Annotated in this window: 10 protein-coding genes; 1 reads left to right on the top strand and 9 read right to left on the bottom strand. The window is 72.8% G+C overall.

Going from position 1 to position 18,218, the window contains the following annotated elements:
* Positions 1–130 precede the first annotated feature (130 nt).
* The 3 genes from ACVTJA_RS19320 to ACVTJA_RS19310 form a co-directional block, all read right to left on the bottom strand.
* Positions 131–4,642: a GspE/PulE/PilB domain-containing protein gene (locus ACVTJA_RS19320; RefSeq protein WP_465838085.1), complete on the bottom strand. Its 4,512-nt coding sequence runs from the start codon at positions 4,640–4,642 to the stop codon at positions 131–133.
* A gap of 198 nt (positions 4,643–4,840) precedes the next feature.
* Positions 4,841–6,235: an undecaprenyl-phosphate glucose phosphotransferase gene (locus tag ACVTJA_RS19315; protein ID WP_465838084.1), complete on the bottom strand. Its 1,395-nt coding sequence runs from the start codon at positions 6,233–6,235 to the stop codon at positions 4,841–4,843.
* A gap of 218 nt (positions 6,236–6,453) precedes the next feature.
* A complete protein-coding gene (locus tag ACVTJA_RS19310) occupies positions 6,454–7,596 on the bottom strand; it encodes a glycosyltransferase (protein WP_465838083.1) in 1,143 nt (380 codons plus the stop codon).
* 138 nt (positions 7,597–7,734) lie between these two features.
* Here ACVTJA_RS19310 and ACVTJA_RS19305 point away from each other — a divergent pair, with 138 nt between their 5' ends.
* Positions 7,735–8,814: a glycosyltransferase family 4 protein gene (locus ACVTJA_RS19305; protein WP_465840441.1), complete on the top strand. Its 1,080-nt coding sequence runs from the start codon at positions 7,735–7,737 to the stop codon at positions 8,812–8,814.
* On the opposite strand, the gene ACVTJA_RS19300 is transcribed toward ACVTJA_RS19305, so the two are convergent.
* The 6 genes from ACVTJA_RS19300 to purH are packed head-to-tail and all read right to left on the bottom strand — an operon-like array spanning position 8,788 to position 18,171.
* Positions 8,788–10,095, bottom strand: a complete 1,308-nt coding sequence (locus ACVTJA_RS19300; protein WP_465838081.1) for an O-antigen ligase family protein — start codon at positions 10,093–10,095, stop codon at positions 8,788–8,790. The genes ACVTJA_RS19305 and ACVTJA_RS19300 overlap by 27 nt on opposite strands.
* Before the next feature lies 1 nt (position 10,096).
* A complete protein-coding gene (locus ACVTJA_RS19295) occupies positions 10,097–11,212 on the bottom strand; it encodes an LptF/LptG family permease (protein ID WP_465838079.1) in 1,116 nt (371 codons plus the stop codon).
* Positions 11,209–12,318, bottom strand: a complete 1,110-nt coding sequence (locus ACVTJA_RS19290) for an LptF/LptG family permease (protein ID WP_465838077.1) — start codon at positions 12,316–12,318, stop codon at positions 11,209–11,211. Before ACVTJA_RS19290 ends, ACVTJA_RS19295 begins: the two co-directional genes overlap by 4 nt.
* Entirely contained in the window at positions 12,315–13,580 is a 1,266-nt protein-coding gene (gene purD, locus ACVTJA_RS19285; protein ID WP_465838075.1) for a phosphoribosylamine--glycine ligase, read from the bottom strand. The genes ACVTJA_RS19290 and purD overlap by 4 nt, the downstream gene beginning before the upstream one ends.
* A 1-nt stretch (position 13,581) precedes the next feature.
* Complete coding sequence (locus tag ACVTJA_RS19280) at positions 13,582–16,623, bottom strand: zinc-ribbon domain-containing protein (protein ID WP_465838074.1); 3,042 nt, start codon at positions 16,621–16,623, stop codon at positions 13,582–13,584.
* 3 nt (positions 16,624–16,626) lie between these two features.
* Positions 16,627–18,171, bottom strand: a complete 1,545-nt coding sequence (gene purH / locus ACVTJA_RS19275) for a bifunctional phosphoribosylaminoimidazolecarboxamide formyltransferase/IMP cyclohydrolase (RefSeq protein ID WP_465838073.1) — start codon at positions 18,169–18,171, stop codon at positions 16,627–16,629.
* Positions 18,172–18,218 lie beyond the last annotated feature (47 nt).

Below are 18,218 nucleotides of genomic sequence, written 5' to 3'. Positions count from 1 at the left end.
GCTCCGGAGCACCGCGCTCCGGAGCCCTTCTGCGTTTCAGGGTGACGTGTCTACGTCGAGTGACTTGCGCAGTGGGCTGGGCGACGTCTCGGTGACGCGGGGGCATTGCGCCCCCTGCCCTGCGCCCGTGTCAGGCGCCTCGCACGGAGGGGAGACGGTCGAAGGCCTCCGACGCCTTGTCGATGACGCGGGTGAGCTCTTCGAGCGCGGAGATGTCCACGTGCTCCGCGCCAGGGTCCGCGATGATGAAGGCCACGGGCCGGCCCCGGCTGCGCACTGTGGCGACCAGCAGCTTCGAAGCGGCGTCCCCACCGAGCGCGGCGAAGATGGCTTCGTCCTGCGAGCAGGTCGGAGCGTCGAAGACGCTCGGGTTGGGGCCGGCGGACATCGCGGCCGTGAGGAGCGACGGAGCCTCGAGGTCCACCTTGAGCGCGGACACGGCGGGGCTGTCGCTGCCCGGGCCCCAGGCGTGCCCCACCCGCGCGAGGCCGAGGCTCTCGCCGAGGAGGAACGCGCGCCGGAAGCGGCCCGCGCAGTACGCGAGCAGCACCTTGCTGAGCGTGCCCTGCGTCCCCACGCCGTCGAGCGCCGCGAGCACCTGCTCCGCCGTCACCGCCGGCCCGGAGGACGGCGTGTCCGTGGACGCGCTGGCCGCGGCCAGGAGCGACGTCACCAGCTCGGAAAGCTGGCTGGACTGGGGCTGCCACGGCTGCTGGATGAAGTCCCACGCCGAGGCGAGCGGCACGTCGCCCGCGGCGGGCTCCGGAGGCGCGGCGGGGGCGGCGGGGCCATCGAGGTCCACCGCGCGGTCCGCCCAGGTCGTCTCGGCCGTGTGGCCGATGGTGCCGTTGCTCTCTCGGCCCTGCCAGCCGACGAACTCCCAGGTGGACGCGAGCTCCATCGTGTCGCTGGACGAGGCAGGCAGGTCGTCGAGCTCGATGGGGGCTCGCGGAGCGGGCTTCACCTGCTCGGGTGGAGCATCCAGTGCGGCGGCGTCGGAGACACTCGGGGCCGGAGCCGCGACGGACGCGTCATCGGCGTGGGCGGACTCCGCCTTCTCCGTATCGACGTGGGCCGTGGCGATGTGAGCGACAGGGGCCCCGCCCGCGTCCGCCACGGGCTCAGCGCTGGCAGAAGCCGTGGCGGGGACGAGGTCCGCGTGCGGCACAGGCTCCGCGTCGGCACCGGACCTGGCGGCGGGAGCCTCGGACACATGAGCGGCGGGAGCCTCGGACTCCGTGCTGTCTCGGTGCTCGGCGGACGCGCTGGCCGGAGATGGAGCGGCAGCAGCGACAGCGGCCCCATCCTCCGCGCTGACAAGAGACGCGGCGATGAACTCAGCAGCGTGGGCCGGAGACGACGCGGTGCCCGATGTGGCCTCCGCGCTGACGCGGGCGGCGATGGACTGCTCGGAGCCTGCATCGCTCGGGGCCGACGCGGAGGCAGCGGCTCCTTCCGACATGTTGGCGTCAGCGAGTGCCTTGCCCTGCTGTGTCTCCGTCTCCGAGATGGACGGCGTGGCCACACCAGGGCCGGATGCGGCGTTGCTTGACTCGGCGTGAGCCGCTGCATCCAACACGGGCTCGGCAACAGCAGCCACGGCCTCGTTCGCGATGACGGATTCCGCGGACGGACTGGCCTCCGGGCGCTGCGCCTCGTCTTCCTCACCGAGCGCATCCGCGGGCAGAGCGACGCCGTAGGCCGTGGTGTGCTCGGCCGTCGGCAGCTCGGTCGCGGCTTCAGCCTGAGCGCTGGCACCAGCCACTGGCAATTCGACGGCGGCGCCCCCTTCGAGCACCGCGGCCATCGGAGTCGCGGCATCGGACAACGCCGTGTCACCGCGGCCCGTGGGCGCGGAGACCTCGGTCGCGGTTTCGGTGGGAACGTCGTCTCCACCGACTGCCTGCAGGGCGCTCCCCTGAGACTCCGCCCCCGTGTTGCTGACCGCCATGCGGACCGGCGCGGGGGCAGCGTCGGCACCTGCCTCCAGCGTGAGCGACTCGGCGGTGAGGGCTCCGTCGTCAGGAGCCAGAAGCGGCGAGGACGCATCGGAGAGGTCGAGGTCCAGCTCCGGCTGGGAAGGAGCCGCGCTCTCGGCGCTGGGAGTGCTCGGGACCAACACTTCCGCATCGATGAGAACTGGCGCCGCGTCGGCGGTGGCACTCCCCTGCCCCGCGACGTCCATCGGCACGAGCTCCGCGCTGGGGGCAGGAGCCGCGAGCACCTCGGGCGCCGACGGCACGAGAGCCGGTGCGGCCGCGGGCAACGCCTCCGCGCTCACGGCTGGCGACAGCTCCGCGGGCTGAGCCGCCGAGACGTTTGCGCGCGTCGAGACGTCCCCGGACACCTGGGACGAGGCAGAGGCGGAGAGGTCCGCGCTGGACGTCTCCTGCGGCGCTGGAGCGGAAGCCGGAGGAGCCACGGGCGCGTGCTCGTGAGTCCTCGGAGCCGCGGGCGACATCCCCGGCGGCACCTGGGGCACTCCCGGCGGAGCCGAGACCGGCATGCCCATCGAGGGACCGGACACGCGAGCCGGCGGAGCTTCACCAGGCCGAGGCGGCGCGGCGGGAGTCCCCACCGGAGGCATCGACTGCGACGGGCGCTTGGGCATGGGCTGCCCGCCCATCGGCATCCCCGGGCCCTGCGGCCCCGGAGGCATCCCGGGCCCACGCATGCCCGGAGGAGGTACCGGTCCTCCCGACGGAGGCACCGGCCCCCCTGGAGAAGCCATCGGGCCACCGGGAGGAGGCACCGGGCCCCCAGGAGGCGGCCCCTGACGCGGAGGCATCCCCGGCTGCGCGCCCATCGGAGCGCCCGGAGGAACGGCAGCCCCGGGCATCATCCCCGGAGGCATCGGCCTGCCCTGGGCAGGCATCGGAGGCCCGCCCACGCCTGGAGGCGGCGTTGCGCCCGGAGGCGGCGGCCTCGCGGCGCCAGGAGGCATGGGGGCGCCCTGCATCGCCGGAGGCCGGGCGCCCGGAGGCATCATCCCCGGAGCGGGCGGCGGCCCCATGGGAGCCCCCGGCTGCTGCGGAGGCACGGGCCCGGCGACCTGCGGAGGCCTTGCTCCAGGCGGAGGCGTCATCGGCGCATTCGGATGCGCGGCCCCCGGTCCCGTGGCCGGAGGCGGCATCCCCCCACCCTGCGCCATCGCGGGCGGCATGCCCCTGGGCGCCATGCCCGGAGGCTGCGGCGGCCCCACCACCGGAGGAGGCGTCGGACGCGCCGTCACCGGAGGAGGTGTCGCTCCAGGGGGACGCGGCGCCGCACCCTGTGGAGCCATGGGCGGCTGCTGCGCCGACGGCGGAGCCGGCGGACGCGCCATGCCCGGAGGCACGGCCCCCTGCTGAGGCCCCGGCACCGCCGGCAGTCCCGTCATCGACGGAGGCCGAGTCCCCGCCGGGCCCGGCGGCACCGCGGCCGCCCCCGGCCTCGCCACCATCCCCGGAGGCATGGACGCGGGAGCTCCCGGCTGCGGGCCCGCTGCCTGCCCCGGCGCAGCACGATTCATCCCCGGAGGCTGCGGCGGACCTCCCGCCTGACGCGCCACCATGCCCGGCGGCTGCGCGCTTCCCGTGACGACCGGCACCTCGGGAGAGCTCGGCCGGGTCGGCACGGCCGGCGCCTGTGGCGCGGGCCCGAGCTGAGGAGGTCCGACACGTGCCCCCTCGGCGGGCGCCAGCTGCGGAGGCCCAGGCACCCGTGGGAGCTCCGGAGGCGTCAGCCTCGGCGGAGGCGCGGCCCCCAGCACCGGCGGCCCGGACGCGACACCGGGAGCCACCGGAAGCTCCTCCATCACATCCCCTTCGAGGACATCCAGCTCCTCGACCGGGGCGAGCTCAGGAGCCAGCCGGGGCGGCTCGACCACGCGAGGCAGCTCCGGAGGCGTCAGCCGGGGCGGCCCACCGGGCCGCATCCCCGAAGGCGCCGGTGCGCCTCGCGGCGGCTCCATGGCGGCAAGCTGCGGAGGCGCCGGAGGTGGCAGCCCCGCGTCACCCGCGTCCGCATCCGCATCCGCATCCGCGTCATCACTCAGGTACTGCCCCGGCGCGAGCCCGCCGAAGATTCCTTCAGAGTCGGGCTCGGGACGCACGGGCGCGGGAGGCGGCGCCACCGAGAGCGCCTGCCGCACCGCCGCCGGAGCCGGAGCCCCCGCCGCCACGCCCGGAGGCGGACGCCGAGAGGGCTCGAGGCGGATGTACCGCGACTCGCGCTGAATCTCGTAGCGCTTGGCCAGGAAGTGGTACATCCGCAGCTCGGGCGCGACGTGCGGGACGATTCGCAACCCGGTTGCGAAGCTGAGCGCGTCCGTGTCCCGCAGCTCCTGCGGGTTCACCATCGCCACCTTGAGCCGGCGCCCCTCCTGCCCCAGCGGGAAGGCGAGGTGCTTCTCCGCCAGCGCGGCCGGCAGCAGTGCCAGCGTCGTGTCTGGCACGGCCTCGAAGTCCGCCTCCTGCGCCACGGGGTAGCGGTACTGCTCCCCCAGCACCATGGCCAGCGTGTCGATGTCGAGGATGTCCAACTCGACGAGGTTGGTGCCCAGGCGCCCACCGTAGATGAGCTGGGCCTTGAGGGCCTCGTCGAGCTGCGACGGCGTAATGAGGCCCTTGCGGACCAGGATTGCTCCGAGCTTTTCGGCCATGCCGCGCTGATTCTAGACAGCTTCCTGCCCGGGAAACCTCCCCCCGAGCCCTCGGCGCCGTCCTTTCCGCATGGCCGCTCGCTGGCCCGCACCGCCCGCAGCGAGTCCAACGCTCCAGGTGAAGAATTCGACGAGCGCCTGCCTGCCCAGGAGGAAGCCGCAGCCAAGGCTTCCCCGACGCCCGCTACAGCCGCGCCGTCAATACGCGTTCTTCGACAAGAACCCGCCGAGCGCGGTACGCACGAGAATCTTCAGGTCCATCAGCAGCGACCAGTTCTCGATGTAGTACAGGTCGTACTCGATGCGCTTCTGGATGGACGTCTGGCCGCGCAGGCCGTTGATCTGCGCCCAGCCGGTGATGCCCGCCTTCACCTTGTGGCGCAGGTGGTAGCGCGGAATCTGCCGCTTGAACTCCTCGATGAAGACGGGGCGCTCGGGGCGCGGGCCCACGAGGCTCATGTCGCCCAGGAGCACGTTGAAGAACTGGGGCAGCTCGTCCAGCGAGTACTTGCGCAGGAAGGTCCCAATCGGCGTGCGGCGCGGGTCCTCCCGGCAGGCCATCATCGCGCCGGAGTGCTCCGCGTCCACGCGCATGGTGCGGAACTTGAGGATGGGGAAGGTGCGCCCATCCATCCCCATGCGCTCCTGGCGGTAGAGCACGGGCCCGCGGCTGGTGAGCCGCACCGCCAGCGCCGTGGCCAGCATCAGCGGCGAGGTGATGACGATGGCCAGCAGCGAGAAGAGGATGTCGAAGGCCCGCTTCGCCACCCGGCTCCAGCCCTCCATCGGGTCGCCCTGGAGGCGGATGATGGGCAGCCCGCCGAACTCCTCCAGGCCGCCGTAGAGGGTGATGTACTGGTACAGGTCCGGCACGACGCGGACGTCCACGGTGCGCAGCGCGAGCTGCTCCATCAGCCGCTTCACGTGCGCCTGGTCCTCCAGCGGCACCGCGATGATGACCTGGTCCACCGGGTGCGCATCCAGGATTTCGTTCACCGCGTCCACGTGGCCGATGACGCGCACGCCGCTGACATATTGGCCTACCTTCTCCGGCCGCAGTGTCAGAACGCCCGTCACCCGGAAGCCCAGCTCGCGGTGGCCCTCCACCGTCTCAATCACGCGCTGGCCCAGCTCGCCCGCGCCGATGACGAGGATGGACTTGAGGTTGTGGCCACGCCGGCGGATTTCGCTCAGCACCCAGCGGAACAACAGCCGGTTGCACGTCACCGCGATGAAGGCGTACGCGACGAAGATGACCAGCGTGAGGCGCGAGTAGCGCTCGCGCGCGAAGTACGTCGCCGCCACCAGGATGAGCGTCGCGGTGATGGTGGACTTGAAGACCTCGAACACCTCACCCGTGTTGGTGCGCGCGCGGTTGGTGGCGTACAGGCGCGACTGCTTGAACGTCACGGGGAAGATGAAGAGCACCATCAGCATCGAGACGAGCGTGTCGTCCCAGGGCGGAATGCCCTCGGTGATGGGGAACAGGCCGGAGAAGCGGGTGGCGTACGCGAGGCCGAACGCCGCCGCGAGCATCACCATGTCCGCGAAAATCTTGATGGACGTGTAGAACCGCTGGAGACGACTGAACACCGCGGGACTCCTGTAACCTGGTCAACGGGCGGCCCACCCGCTGCAAGACTCGCACCCTGCGACACCGAGCACGTGCCCTGCCCAACACCGTATGACGGGCGCGGTACCTAGCATGGGAAATCGCGTGAAACCAATGGGTTGCACTGACCCCTCCCCTACAGGGTGAGGTGGTGGACAGAGGTGGGCCACGGAAGCTGGAGAGGGGACTGACAGCGGCGTCACACCCCGGCGACGCGGCCTGGGGAGGACGTCCCCACTCGGAGGAGGGAGTCCACCTCGGCGAGCATGGCGCGCTGGAAGGCGGCGCGGCTGAACCGCTCGGCCTGCGAGCGAGCGTCCTCGGGGCGGAAGCCGGGCTCCCACGACTCGAACTGGTGCACGGCGGCGGCGAGCGCGGCGGGCGTCTGCTCGGAGAAGAAGAGCCCGGTGCGAGACGTCACCGTCTCCAGCGCGCCGCCCCTGCCGAAGGCGATGACGGGGCGGCCGGTGGCCTGGGCCTCCAGCGGCGTGATTCCGAAGTCCTCCTCGGGCGTGAAGATGAGCGCGCGTGCATCGCGGTACAGGCCCGGCAGCGCGTCGTCGGCGACGTTGCCGAGGAAGCGGATGTTCGGCGGCACCGGCCCGGACATGAGGCGCGAGGCCTCCTGTCCCGTGCCCACCACCCACAGCGGCGCGTCCAATCCACGGAACGCCTCCAGCGCCACGTCCAGCCGCTTGTACGGAGCGAAGGCGCCGAGCCACAGGAAGTAGCCGCCCCTGCCGCAGCCCTCCAGCGGCTGCCGGGCGAAGCGCTCCAGCGAGACGGGCGGGTGGACGACGGAGGCGTCACGTCCCCAGAAGCGGCGAATCTTCGCGGCGATGTGGTGGCTGTTGGCGACGAAGCGGTCCACGCGCGCGGCGGACTCGCGGTCCCACCGCTGCAGCCAGGGCCGCACCGCGTGGGCGGCGGCGCGCACGGGCGGGCTCGCGCGGCCCGGGCCGAAGTAGTCGTCGAAGAGGTCCCACATGTACCGCATGGGCGCGTGCACGTAGCTCAGGTGCGGCGTGCCCGGCGGCGTGCGCAGGCCCTTGGCGACGCAGTGGCTGGAGGAGAGGACGAGGTCGTAGTCGTCCTGGAGGCGCAGGGCTTCGATGGCGCGCGGCATCAGCGGAAGGAAGTGCCGGTAGCGCGAGTGGATGCCGGGGATGCGCTGGAGGAAGGAGGTGAAGATGCGGCGGGATTCAATCGCCGGGGACTGGCTGCCAGGCTTGTGGACGAGGGTGTAGATGTCCGCGTCCGGGAGCACCTCGCAGAGCGCATCGAGGACGCGCTCTCCCCCGCGGTGGGTGACGAGCCAATCGTGGACCAGGGCGACCTTCACGGGACGGGCTTCTAGCATCGGACCGCGCGGTGCCGAAGGACACGTGGGGTGCTCGCCTGCCCGCTCCCCTCCCCGCCCCACGACGGCCCCACGTGTGCTACGCCGGGGGCCGTGGCCCACGTCCTCCTCGACCTGCGCATGGTGCAGGGCCGGCTGCATGGAATCGCGCGGTACGCGCTGGAGCTGGCGCGGCGTCTGCCCGCGCTCGCGCCCGACGTGCGCTTCAGTGCGCTGGCCGGGCCCAAGGGGCTCCCCGAAGGACTCGGAGAATTGGCTCCGCCCATGCCGGTGCACCGCTCGCGCGCGGGGTTCCTCTCCCCCTTCGAGCAGCCCGCGCTGCTGGCGGACCTGACGAAGCTGAGGCCGGACGTGTTCCACGCCACGTCGTTCTCCGTGCCGCTGTTCTGGGACGGGCGGCTGGTGGCCACGCTGCATGACGCCAACCACCTGGCCCTGGCGGACCAGTACACGCCGGTGCAGTCACTCTACTACCGCATGGTGGTGGGGCCGAGGGCGAAGCGGGCCTCGGCGCTGGTGACGGTGTCGGAGTTCTCCCGCGACGAATTGGCGAAGTACCTCCACCTGTCGCCGTACCGGCTTCAAGTCATCCACAACGGCGTGGGCGCGAGCTTCCAGCCGCCGACGCCGGGCGAGGCGAAGGCCTTCCGCGAGAAGCACGAGCTGCCCGCGAGGTACGTGGCGGCGGTGGGCAACGCGAAGCGCTTCAAGAACCTGGAGCTCTTGAAGCGAGTGGCGCCGGATTTGCCGGTGCCGGTGGTGCTGCTGGCCGGCAAGGGCGCGGTGGCGCATGGGCTGGGGCTGCACGAGAACGTGCTCGACCTCGAAGAACTGCCCGAGGCGGAGATGCCGCTGTTCTACGGCGCGGCGGCGGCGCTGCTGCTGCCGTCGAAGTACGAGGGCTTCGGCCTGCCGGCGCTGGAGGCCATGGCATCGGGCTGCCCGGTGCTGGCGGCGGATGCGTCCGCGCTGCCGGAGGTGGTGGGCGGTGCGGCACTGAGGTTGCCTCCGGACGACGCCAACGCGTGGCTGGAGACGACGTTGCGCGTGCTGCGGGACGACGTGCTGCGCAGTGAGTTGATTGAGCTGGGCCGCGAGCGCGCGGCGCGCTTCACCTGGGACGACTGCGCGCGGCGCACGCTCGCGGTGTATCGGCGGGTGCTGGAGATGCCTTCAGTCCCGGGCACTCGCGGCGAGTGACGCGGCCCCACCGCGCAGGACTTCACTGCCGTCGCACAGCCCCAGTCCCCACACGAGCGCGAAGGACAGGTGCACGCTGGGGTGGAACGGCAGGTAGTGCACCAGCGACAATACGTGGAAGCCCACCCATGACAGCAACGCGCCCGTCGCCGCCAGCGAGCCCTCGCGGTGGCGCCGGATGAGCGCCTTCGCCAGCAGCGCGTGCATGGCCGCCAGCAGCACCAGGCCCACCAGCCCCGTCTCCGCCCACGCGGTGAGCCAGAGGTTGTGCGAGTCCGTGGCGAGGAAGTCGTTGATGCCCGTCTCCGGCGCCGTGGCCATGGCCGCCGTCCGGTGGTTGCCGAAGCCCACGCCCGTCAGCGGGTGCTCGCGCACGAGCATCCACCCCACGGACATGGCCAGCTCCCGCTCGCCGCCGTAGATGTTCCCCACCGCCTTGCCCAGCCGCGCGCGCCACGCGGGTGACACTCCGACGGCCAGCACCACCGCCGCCAGCAGCACCAGCCCCACCCGCCGCGCCCGTCCCTGCACGAGCAGCAGCAGCGCCACCACGCTGACAATCAGCGCCGCGCCCAGCGCCGCCCGCGCGAAGGCGTTGTAGATGGACACCAGCATCCCCAACACCACGAGCCCCGCCACCGCCCGGCGCCGCGCCACCTCGGAGCCGCCCAGCACCGCCAGCGTCGGCCCCAGCGCGGCGATGGCCCCGTGCGCGAAGCGCAGCCGGTGGAAGAAGAAGCCTCCGGCCGCGAAGCGCGGGGACTCCTCCGTGCCGAAGTTCTCGTGCAGGCGCACCACGCTCAGCTTGAGGAACGCGGGCGGCGCCCACGGCCACTTCACCCGGTTCTGGAACAGCCCCAGCGCCGCGGCCACCAGCCAGCCTCCCGCCACCACCGCCGCCAGCAGCAGCCACGGCACGCCCACCGTGCCGATGCACGCCGCCGCCGCGCCCGCCACCGTGTCCAGCACCTGCCCGTAGCGCGAGCCGCGCGGCCACTTCTCCGCCGCGCCCGTCAGCAGCGCCACCGCCGGCGACACGAGCTGCCACGCACACAGCACCAGGCTGGCCACCACGTACGCGCGGACATCCGGCGCCAGCCGCAGCCGCTTGCGCGCCACCAGCACACCCGCGAGCAGCACCGCCGCGCTCGCGGCCACCTGGAGCACCACCTCCGCGAACACCAACCCCACCGCCCACACCACGAACACGCCCGTCGCCGCGCGGCGGAAACGTGCGTCCACCGTCTGCGGAGGAGGAGCGGAGTCCATGGGGTTGAGCACGCTACCTCACCAGCGCGCGACCGCGAGGAAGGTGCAGCAGGCCCTCGCGGCGCAGCCACACCGCCCCCGCCACCAGCACCAGGAGGAAGGTGGGCATCCACGCGGCCACGAGGGGCGGCAGCCGCTCCGTCAGCACCAGCGTGCGGCACACCACCATCAGCCCCCACATGGCCACCGCGATGAGCAGCCCCTCGACGATGGCCGCCGTCAGGTGTCCCCGCCTGCTCGAGCGCAGCGCCAGGCCCACGCCCAACAGCGCCGCGGGCAGCGCCGCCATCGGGTACGCGAAGCGGTTGTGCAGCGCCAATTCGAACTGGCGCGTCGCGAGCCCCACCTCCCTGCGCGCGACAATCTGCTCACGCAACTCCGGCACGCGCATCTGCTCCGGCCGGCCCGGACGGATGCGGAAGACGCCGGGCGCCACGCCCAAATCGTACTCGGCCTCGGCGAGCTGCTTCACCGTCGTGCGTCCCTCGCCGGAGAAGCCGCGCTCGGACACGTCCACCAACCGCCAGCGATTGCCCTCCAGCGGGTGCATCTCCGCCGCGTCCAGGCGCTGGCGCAGCTCGAACTGCTTCGACACCGTGAAGATGGACACGTCCCGGAAGCCTTCCTGCGCGCTGCCCGAGCGGAGGAAGAAGATGCGGTCCCCTCGCCGGAACCACTGCTTCGGCGTGTAGTAGAAGCGCCAGTCGCCTCCGCGGTTGAAGCGCTGGGTGGTGATTTCATCCACCCGCCGCCCCGCGTGCGTCGCCACCCACTCGTCGAAGGCCACCAGCCCCACGCACGCCGTCAGCGAGCAGGCGAGGATGGGCAGGTACAGCGCGGACGGGCCGAACGTCAGCGCGCGGATGGCCGTCACCTCGCCCTGCTTGCGCAGCGCGGACACCGCCGTCCCCGCCGCGAGCAGCAGCGCCGCCGGCCCCAGCTGCTGCACAGACACCAGCGCCTTGTAGCCGTACAGCTTCGCCGCGGCCTCCACCCAGCCCGCCCCGGTGTACGTCTTCGCGCGGTCCACGAAGTCCACCACCACGAAGATGATGACGAGCCCCGCGAGGATGCCCAGGGCGAAGCGCAGGTACGTGCGCAGCACGTAGCCGAAGAGGGTGACCTTCACCGGACCGTCCCAGAGCGGTTGACGCGGTACAGCGTCACCGCGCCCACCAGCATGAAGATGACGTTGGCCAGCTGCCCGGCCAGCTCCACCGGCAGCTTCCCCTTCTGCCCCATCTGCTCGAAGGCCCGGCTCAGCAGGTAGTAGAGGACGTAGCCGCCCAGCGTGAGCAGGTAGCCCCACGCCCGCCCCGACTGCCGCCGACCGATGGCCAGCGGCGTGCCCAGCAGCGCGAAGGCAATGGGCGCCAGCGCGCCGCCCAGCCGGCTGTGCAGCGCCATGCGGAACGAGCGCGGGTCTCCACCCTGCGCCTCCGCTTCGCGCGCCGCCTGAATCAGCTCCACGGGCGTCAGCTCCTCCTTCGCCGAGGTGAAGCGGCTGCGCTTGCCCATGGAGACACCCACGCCCACGCTGATTTCGGACTTGTCGAAGCGGATGACGCTGTAATCCTCGCCCGCGCGGCCGGAGCGGTGCACCTCGCCCTCCTCCAGGGCGAAGCGCAGCACCTCGCCCGTCCCGCTCACGCCCACCTGCCCGCGGTGCGCCAGCACCAGCAGCGGCGCGCTCGCCTCGCGGTCGTCGTGCAGCAGCACGTTCGTCCAGCTCCCGTCCGGCGACACCCGCTCCGCGTAGAGCGTCAAGTCACTGAGGTCCTCGTAGAAGACGCCGGACTTCACGTCGCCCACCACGTTCTTGCGGATGACCTCGCTCACCAACTCCTTCACGCCGGTGAGCCCCCAGGGCTGCGCGGTGGAGGTAATCAGCATCATCAGCGCGCTGAGCACCGCGGCCACGCCCATCGGCGCGGCCAGCAGACGCATCGGCCCCACGCCCAGCGACTGGAGCGCGGTGAGCTCCCTGTCCTCTCCCAGCCGCCCCAGCCCCAGGAGGATGGCCAGCAGGAAGGCGATGGGCAGCGCCATCATCAGGAAGTGCGGCGCGAGGTACGCAATCAGCCGCCCCAAATCCACCAGCGTCACCGAGGAGCCCAGCAGCACGTCCGTGCCCCTCAGGAACTGCATGACGAAGAGGAGCAGGAACATGAACGCCACCCACACTCCGAGCGGCACGAGCAGCTCCTTGAGCAGGTAGCGCGAGACGCGATTCACGGCGCCGCCTTCAACCCTCGCGCGCCGATGTCCCGGCGGAAGTGCATGCCCTCGAAGCGCACCGCCTGCGCCGCCGCGTAGGCCCGCTCGCGCGCTTGCGCCAGGGTGTCCCCCCGCGCGCACACCGTCATCACCCGGCCGCCGCTCGTCACCAGCGCGCCGTCCTTCGCCTCCACGCCCGCGAGGAACACCGTGGCGTCCGCGGGCACCCCGTCCAGCCCGTCGATGCGCTGGCCCTTCTTCGGCGCGTCCGGGTAGCCCTCCGCGGCCATCACCACGCCCACCGAGGCGCCCGGGTTGGACTTCAGCGGGCGCGCCTCCAGCCGGCCCCGCGCGCACGCGTCCACCAGCGGCAGCAGGTCCTCGCCGAGCTGCATCATCAACACCTGCGTCTCCGGGTCACCGAAGCGCGCGTTGAACTCCAGCACCTTCGGTCCGCTGCGCGTGAGCATCAGCCCCGCATACAGCACACCCCGGAACGGTATTCCGCGCTTTCGCAGCACGGCCAGCGTGGGGGCCATGACGCGCTCTCCCACCTCGTCGAGCTGCGCGTCGGTGAGGAACGGCGCCGGGCTGTACGCGCCCATGCCGCCGGTGTTGGGGCCGGTGTCGCCGTCCCCCACCCGCTTGTGGTCCTGCGACAGGGGCAGCATGGCGTAGCGCTCACCGTCGCAGAGGGCCATGGCGGAGACCTCCTCGCCCTCCAGCAGCTCCTCCAGGACCATCTTCTGGCCCGCCGTGCCCATGGCGCCCACCGCGCGCACCGCCGCGCGAGCGGCCTCCACGTCGTGCGCCACGATGACGCCCTTGCCCGCGGCCAGCCCGTCCGCCTTGACGACGATGCGGCCCTGTTGCACCGCGTAGGCCTCCGCCTCGGCCACGTCGGTGAAGGTGCGGAAGGCCGCGGTGGGCACGCCCGCCTCGGCCATGATTTCCTTCGCGAAGGCCTTGGAGCCCTCGATGAGGGCCGCGCCCGCCACCGGGCCGAAGCAGGGGATGCCCGCCTTCGCCAGCGCGTCCGCCACGCCCGCCACCAGCGGCGCCTCGGGCCCCACCACCACCAGGTCCACCGCCTCGCGCTTCGCCAGTGCCACCACCTCGTCCGGCACGTCGGCGCGCAGCGGGACGTTGGTGGCCAGCCGCGTGGTGCCCGGGTTGCCGGGGCCGCACAGGAGCTTCGTGAGCCGGGGGCTCTGGGACAGCTTCCACGCGAGCGCGTGCTCGCGGCCTCCGGAGCCGAGCAGCAGGACCTTCACATCCACCTCACCGTTCCAATTGGTAGAGCATCCTCTTGGCGGGGAGGTACGACGGGTCCAACCCCACCACCCGCACCAGGGTGTCTCGTGCCACGTCGCGCCGCTGGGGCGCCTCCAACTCCGCCAGCCGCGCCTGCGCCGACAGCAGCGCGGGCGCCAGCTGCAGCGCGTCCCGGAGCGAGCGCTTGGCGGGCTCCACCTGCCGGGACTCCGCCAGTGCCATGCCCAGCGACAGGTGGGCGATGGCGTTCTGCCGGCCGCCCTCCACCGCGCGCGCGCCCAGGGCCTTCGCCTCGGAGGTGTTGCCGCGCTTCAGCGCGATGAGCGAGCGGTACGCGAGCGCGCCCGCGTTGTTCGCGTCCACCTCCAGCACGTCGCGGAAGTGCCGGTCGGCCGCCTCGAGCTCGCCTTGGTGGAAGCGCAAGAGGCCCTCGTAGAGCAGCGGGGACGGGTCCTCCGGCCCCTCGGCCAGCGCGAGGATGGCGCCCTCCATGCCCTCCACCGTCTCGCCAGGGCGCAGCCAGAAGCGCGTCGCCACCGGCCGGGGCGCCAGCCGCATCGGGTCCGACTGGAGCGCCGGATTCAACGCGCGGAACGCGTCGTCCCGCCGCTTCGCGCTCGCGGAAGCCACGCCGGCCAGCAATTGCGCGTCCAGCCGCCGCGAGTCCAGCCGCACCGCCTCCTGGAAGCGCTCCACCGCCTCGGCGGGCTTCTTCTCCAGGAGCAGCAGCCGGCCCTCGAGCACCTTCTCCAGCGCGGCGTCGTCCAGGCGGCCCTGGAAGCCCGTGAAGTGCGTCCGCGCCCGCGGGGCCTCCTTGCGGCCCAGCGCCACCAGGAAGACCTGGAGGTGCGCCTCGGGCAGGTCCTTCACGAGCTGGAGTGCTTCCTCCGCCGACTTCGCCGCGCCGTCCGCGTCGTTGGCGGAGCGCTGCGCGGACGCGAGGTGCACCAGCACCTCGGCCACCTCGGGGTTCTCGTAGCGGGAGCGGTTCTTCAGCAACGCGCGCAGCTCGCGCACCGCGGCGCCGGGGTTGTCCTCCGACTGGTAGCGCAGCATGGCCAGTGGCAGCAGCGCTCGCAGCTCGTTGGGGTCCGCCTTCACGCGCGCCTCGTACAGCTTGCGCGCCTCACCGGGCTCGCCCACCTCCTGGTAGATGCGCGACGTGGCCGCGAGGCTGTCCCAGTCGTCCGGGTCGGCCGCCAGGCGCTTGCGGAGCGTGTCCAGCGCGAGCGAGTACTCGCCGGCCGACTCGTGCGCCAGCGCGCGGTAGAAGGCCACGCGCTTGAGGCCCGGCGCGAGCTTCTGCGCCTCGTCGAAGTGCGTGCGCGCCAGCTCGCGGGACGTGGACAGGTAGGCGCGGCCCAGCACGAGGTGCGCCTCGGCCTTCTGCGCGTCGGAGGCCTTGGGAAGCGCCAGCAGCTCCTCGGCCAGCTTGCGCGCCTGCTCCATGCGCTCCGGCTCACGCGAGCGCGCCAGCAGCAGGTTCGCATGCGACAGCAGGAGCGACGCCGTGCGGCCGGAGCGGGCCTCCGCGGCCTCCACCAGCGAGCGCGCCTCCTGGAAGGTGGCGTCGTCCATGCCCGCGCCACGGCCCAGCGCCAGCGCCTGCACGTAGCCGGCGATGGCGTCGTCGCTCTGCGGGTCCAGGAGCAGCGCCTGCTGGAAGGACTCCTCCGACTGGGCGTACGCGAAGCGCTCGTCCCGGGCGAGCTGCTGCTGCCCCTCCGCCAGCTTCTCCGTGCTGGTGGTGCCGGTGAGCTCCTCCAGGTACTTCAGCTTCCAGCGAGACAGCGAGGCCTGCACCGCCTCTGGAACGGGCGGCGGCGCGGGAGGCTGGGCATTGCGGCGCGCCGTCTCCTGGTGGCGCGAGTAGAGGAACCACGCCCCGGCGCCACCGCCGATGAGCAGCACCGCGAGCGCGCCCACGAGCACGCCCCGCCCGCGTCCGGTCCCACCGCCCGCGACCTGGATTTGCGCGGAGCCCGTGCGCGCCGCGGAGATGCCGGAGTTGCGCGAGCCACTGCGCGGCTCGGGCCCCAGGGACGGCGCGGCCGGGCGCGGACCGCTGCGCGGCTCCGGGCCCATGTCCGGGATGATGTCGGTGCTGATGGGGATGCGCGGGCTGCTGTTGCTCCGGGGCTCCGCGCCCAGGGCCGGGGCCGCCGGCGCACGCGGGCTGGACCTGGGCTCGGAAGGCAGCGGCGACGCCGCGGAGCCCGCGTCCAGCGTGGTGAGCGGCGGCAGGAAGTCCGCGCCCTCGGAAGCAGCAGGTGCGGGAGTGGGGGCCGGCGCGGCGGCAGCGGATGCTGGCTGACGCTGCCGGCAGTCGTCGCACATGCCGAGCGCCTGGTCGAAGGAGTCCGTCAGCGGCTTGCCACAGGAGCGGCAGCCGGCGGTGGCCGGCCTGGGCGCGGCGGCGCCACCGGGAGGCGCCACGGACACGGGCGCGGCGCCGTGCGCCGTGGGGACTCGAGCCACCGGAGCGGGCGGCGCGGCGGGAGGCGGCCCGAGGAAGTCGAGCAGCGGGTCCCCACTGGCGGGCGCCCCACCGGCGGACGGCGACGCGGCCCCCGGGGCGCCGAACGGGTCCACCGGCGGCGCGGAAGCGGGGCCGGGACTCGGCATGGCGCCGAAGTCGGCGAAGAGGTCCGTCCCTGCGGCGGGCCGTGCTCCGGCCGCCCCCGCCTGGGCGGGACGATTCGCGGCCTGAGGCGCCGGGGCGGGCCGGGGCGCGGCGGCCCCTGTTGGCGGACCGGCCGCGGGTGACGGCCCCGCCGCCGGTGGACTCGCCGCGGGCGGCGGCGAGCCGAAGTCGCCGAAGAGGTCGTCCGCGGGGGCGGCCCCCGCCGGAGCGGAAGGAACCGCGGTGGCGGGCGCCCCGGGCTGCGGCGAGGGAGCCGGCGCGCCCGCTGCGGGCGCGGCCGAAGGATCGCGCCGCACGAGCTGCAGGTGCCGGCAGCGGGGACATTGCGCGCGAACGCCCTTGGCGGTGATCAGACGATCATCGATCGCATAGGCGGCCGCGCATTTCTGACAGACGATGCGCATGGCTCAGTGCCGGAAGTGTCGCACTCCCGTGAGCACCATGGCCATCCCATGCTCATCCGCCGCGGCGATGACCTCCGCGTCCCGGACCGAGCCGCCAGGGTGGACCACGCATGTCGCCCCGGCCCGGGCGGCCTCGTCCAGGCCGTCCCGGAAGGGGAAGAAGGCATCCGAGGCCACGGCGCTCCCCTTGAGGGCATCGCCGCCCCGCTTCATGGCGATACGGACCGAGTCCACCCGGTTCGTCTGGCCGCCGCCCTGCGCGAGCAACTGCGCCCCCGAGGAGAACACGATGGCATTGCTCTTCACGTGCTTGCACACCTTCCAGGCGAAGCGGAGGGCCCGCTCCTCCTCCGGTGTAGGCGCCCGCTTGGAGACCACCTTCCAGGAGAGCGGGGGCTCGACGGCGTCCCGGTCCATGAGGAGCAGGCCGCCGGACACGCTCCGGGCGTCGAGCTGGGCCCTCGGCCGGGCCTGCGGCGAGGCGAGCGCCGGGCCCGCCTCCAGGAGCCGCAGGTTCTTCTTCGCCGCCAGCACCTGGAGCGCCGCGGCCGAGTACGACGGCGCGATGACCGCCTCCAGGAACGTCTCCGCCATCGCCTGGGCGGTGGCCTCGTCCACCTCGCGGTTGAGGGCGACGATGCCGCCGAAGGCGGAGACCTCGTCCACCGCGCGCGCCGTGCGGTAGGCCTTCACCAGCGCGTCATCCACCGCGACGCCGCACGGGGTGTTGTGCTTGATGATGACTGCGGCGGGATTCTCCGGGAACTCCAGCAGCAGCCCCAGCGCCGCGTCCAGGTCCAGGATGTTGTTGTAGGAGAGCTCCTTGCCCTGCAGCACCTTGGAGAAGGCCACCGTGGGCTCGGCCGGCGCGGAGTGCTCGCGGTAGAAGGCGCCGCGCTGGTGCGGATTCTCGCCGTACCGCAGGTCCTGCGCCTTCTGGTACGCCAGCGCCAGCTCCCCCGGGAAGGGCTCGCTCGCGGTGGAGGACAGCCACCCGGAGATGGACGCGTCATAGGCCGCCGTGTGCGCGAAGGCCTTGCGCATCAGCCGGCGCCGCGTCTCCTCGCCCACCGCCTTCTGCTGCTCCAGTTCCGCGAGCACCGCCGGATAGTCGTCCGGGTCCACCACGATGGTGACGTGCCGGAAGTTCTTCGCGGACGCGCGGACCATCGCCGGCCCGCCGATGTCAATCTGCTCGATGACGTCCGCCTCGGCGGCGCCCGAGGCCACCGTCTGGCGGAACGGGTACAGATTCACCGCGACGAGGGAGATGGGCTCGATTCCGTTCGCCTTCATCTCCGCCCGGTCCGACTCCAGGTCCACCCGACCGAGGAGCCCGCCGTGGATGCGGGGATGGAGCGTCTTCACGCGGCCGCCGAGAATCTCGGGGCTCTGCGTGTGCTCCGACACCTTGGTGGCGGGGACGCCGGCGCCCTTGAGCGCCTCCAGCGTGCCGCCGGTGGAGAGGAGCCGGAAACCCAGGCGAACAAGGCCCTGGGCGAAGGGGACAAGACCGCGCTTGTCGGAAACGCTGAGGAGAGCCAGCACGTGTGGGCCTCGGTGTGCGGGGGCGGCGCGGTACTAGCAACCACCCC

This window comes from Pyxidicoccus sp. M6 (genome assembly GCF_055568925.1).
This window is presented reverse-complemented; position numbering and strand designations above follow the sequence as displayed.

Excerpts from the sequence above, each read along its gene's own strand:
- ACVTJA_RS19320 (WP_465838085.1), bottom strand. The coding sequence starts at position 4,642 with ATGGCCGAAAAGCTCGGAGCAATCCTGGTCCGCAAGGGCCTCATTACG.
- ACVTJA_RS19305 (WP_465840441.1), top strand. The coding sequence starts at position 7,735 with ATGGTGCAGGGCCGGCTGCATGGAATCGCGCGGTACGCGCTGGAGCTG.
- ACVTJA_RS19280 (WP_465838074.1), bottom strand. The coding sequence starts at position 16,623 with ATGCGCATCGTCTGTCAGAAATGCGCGGCCGCCTATGCGATCGATGAT.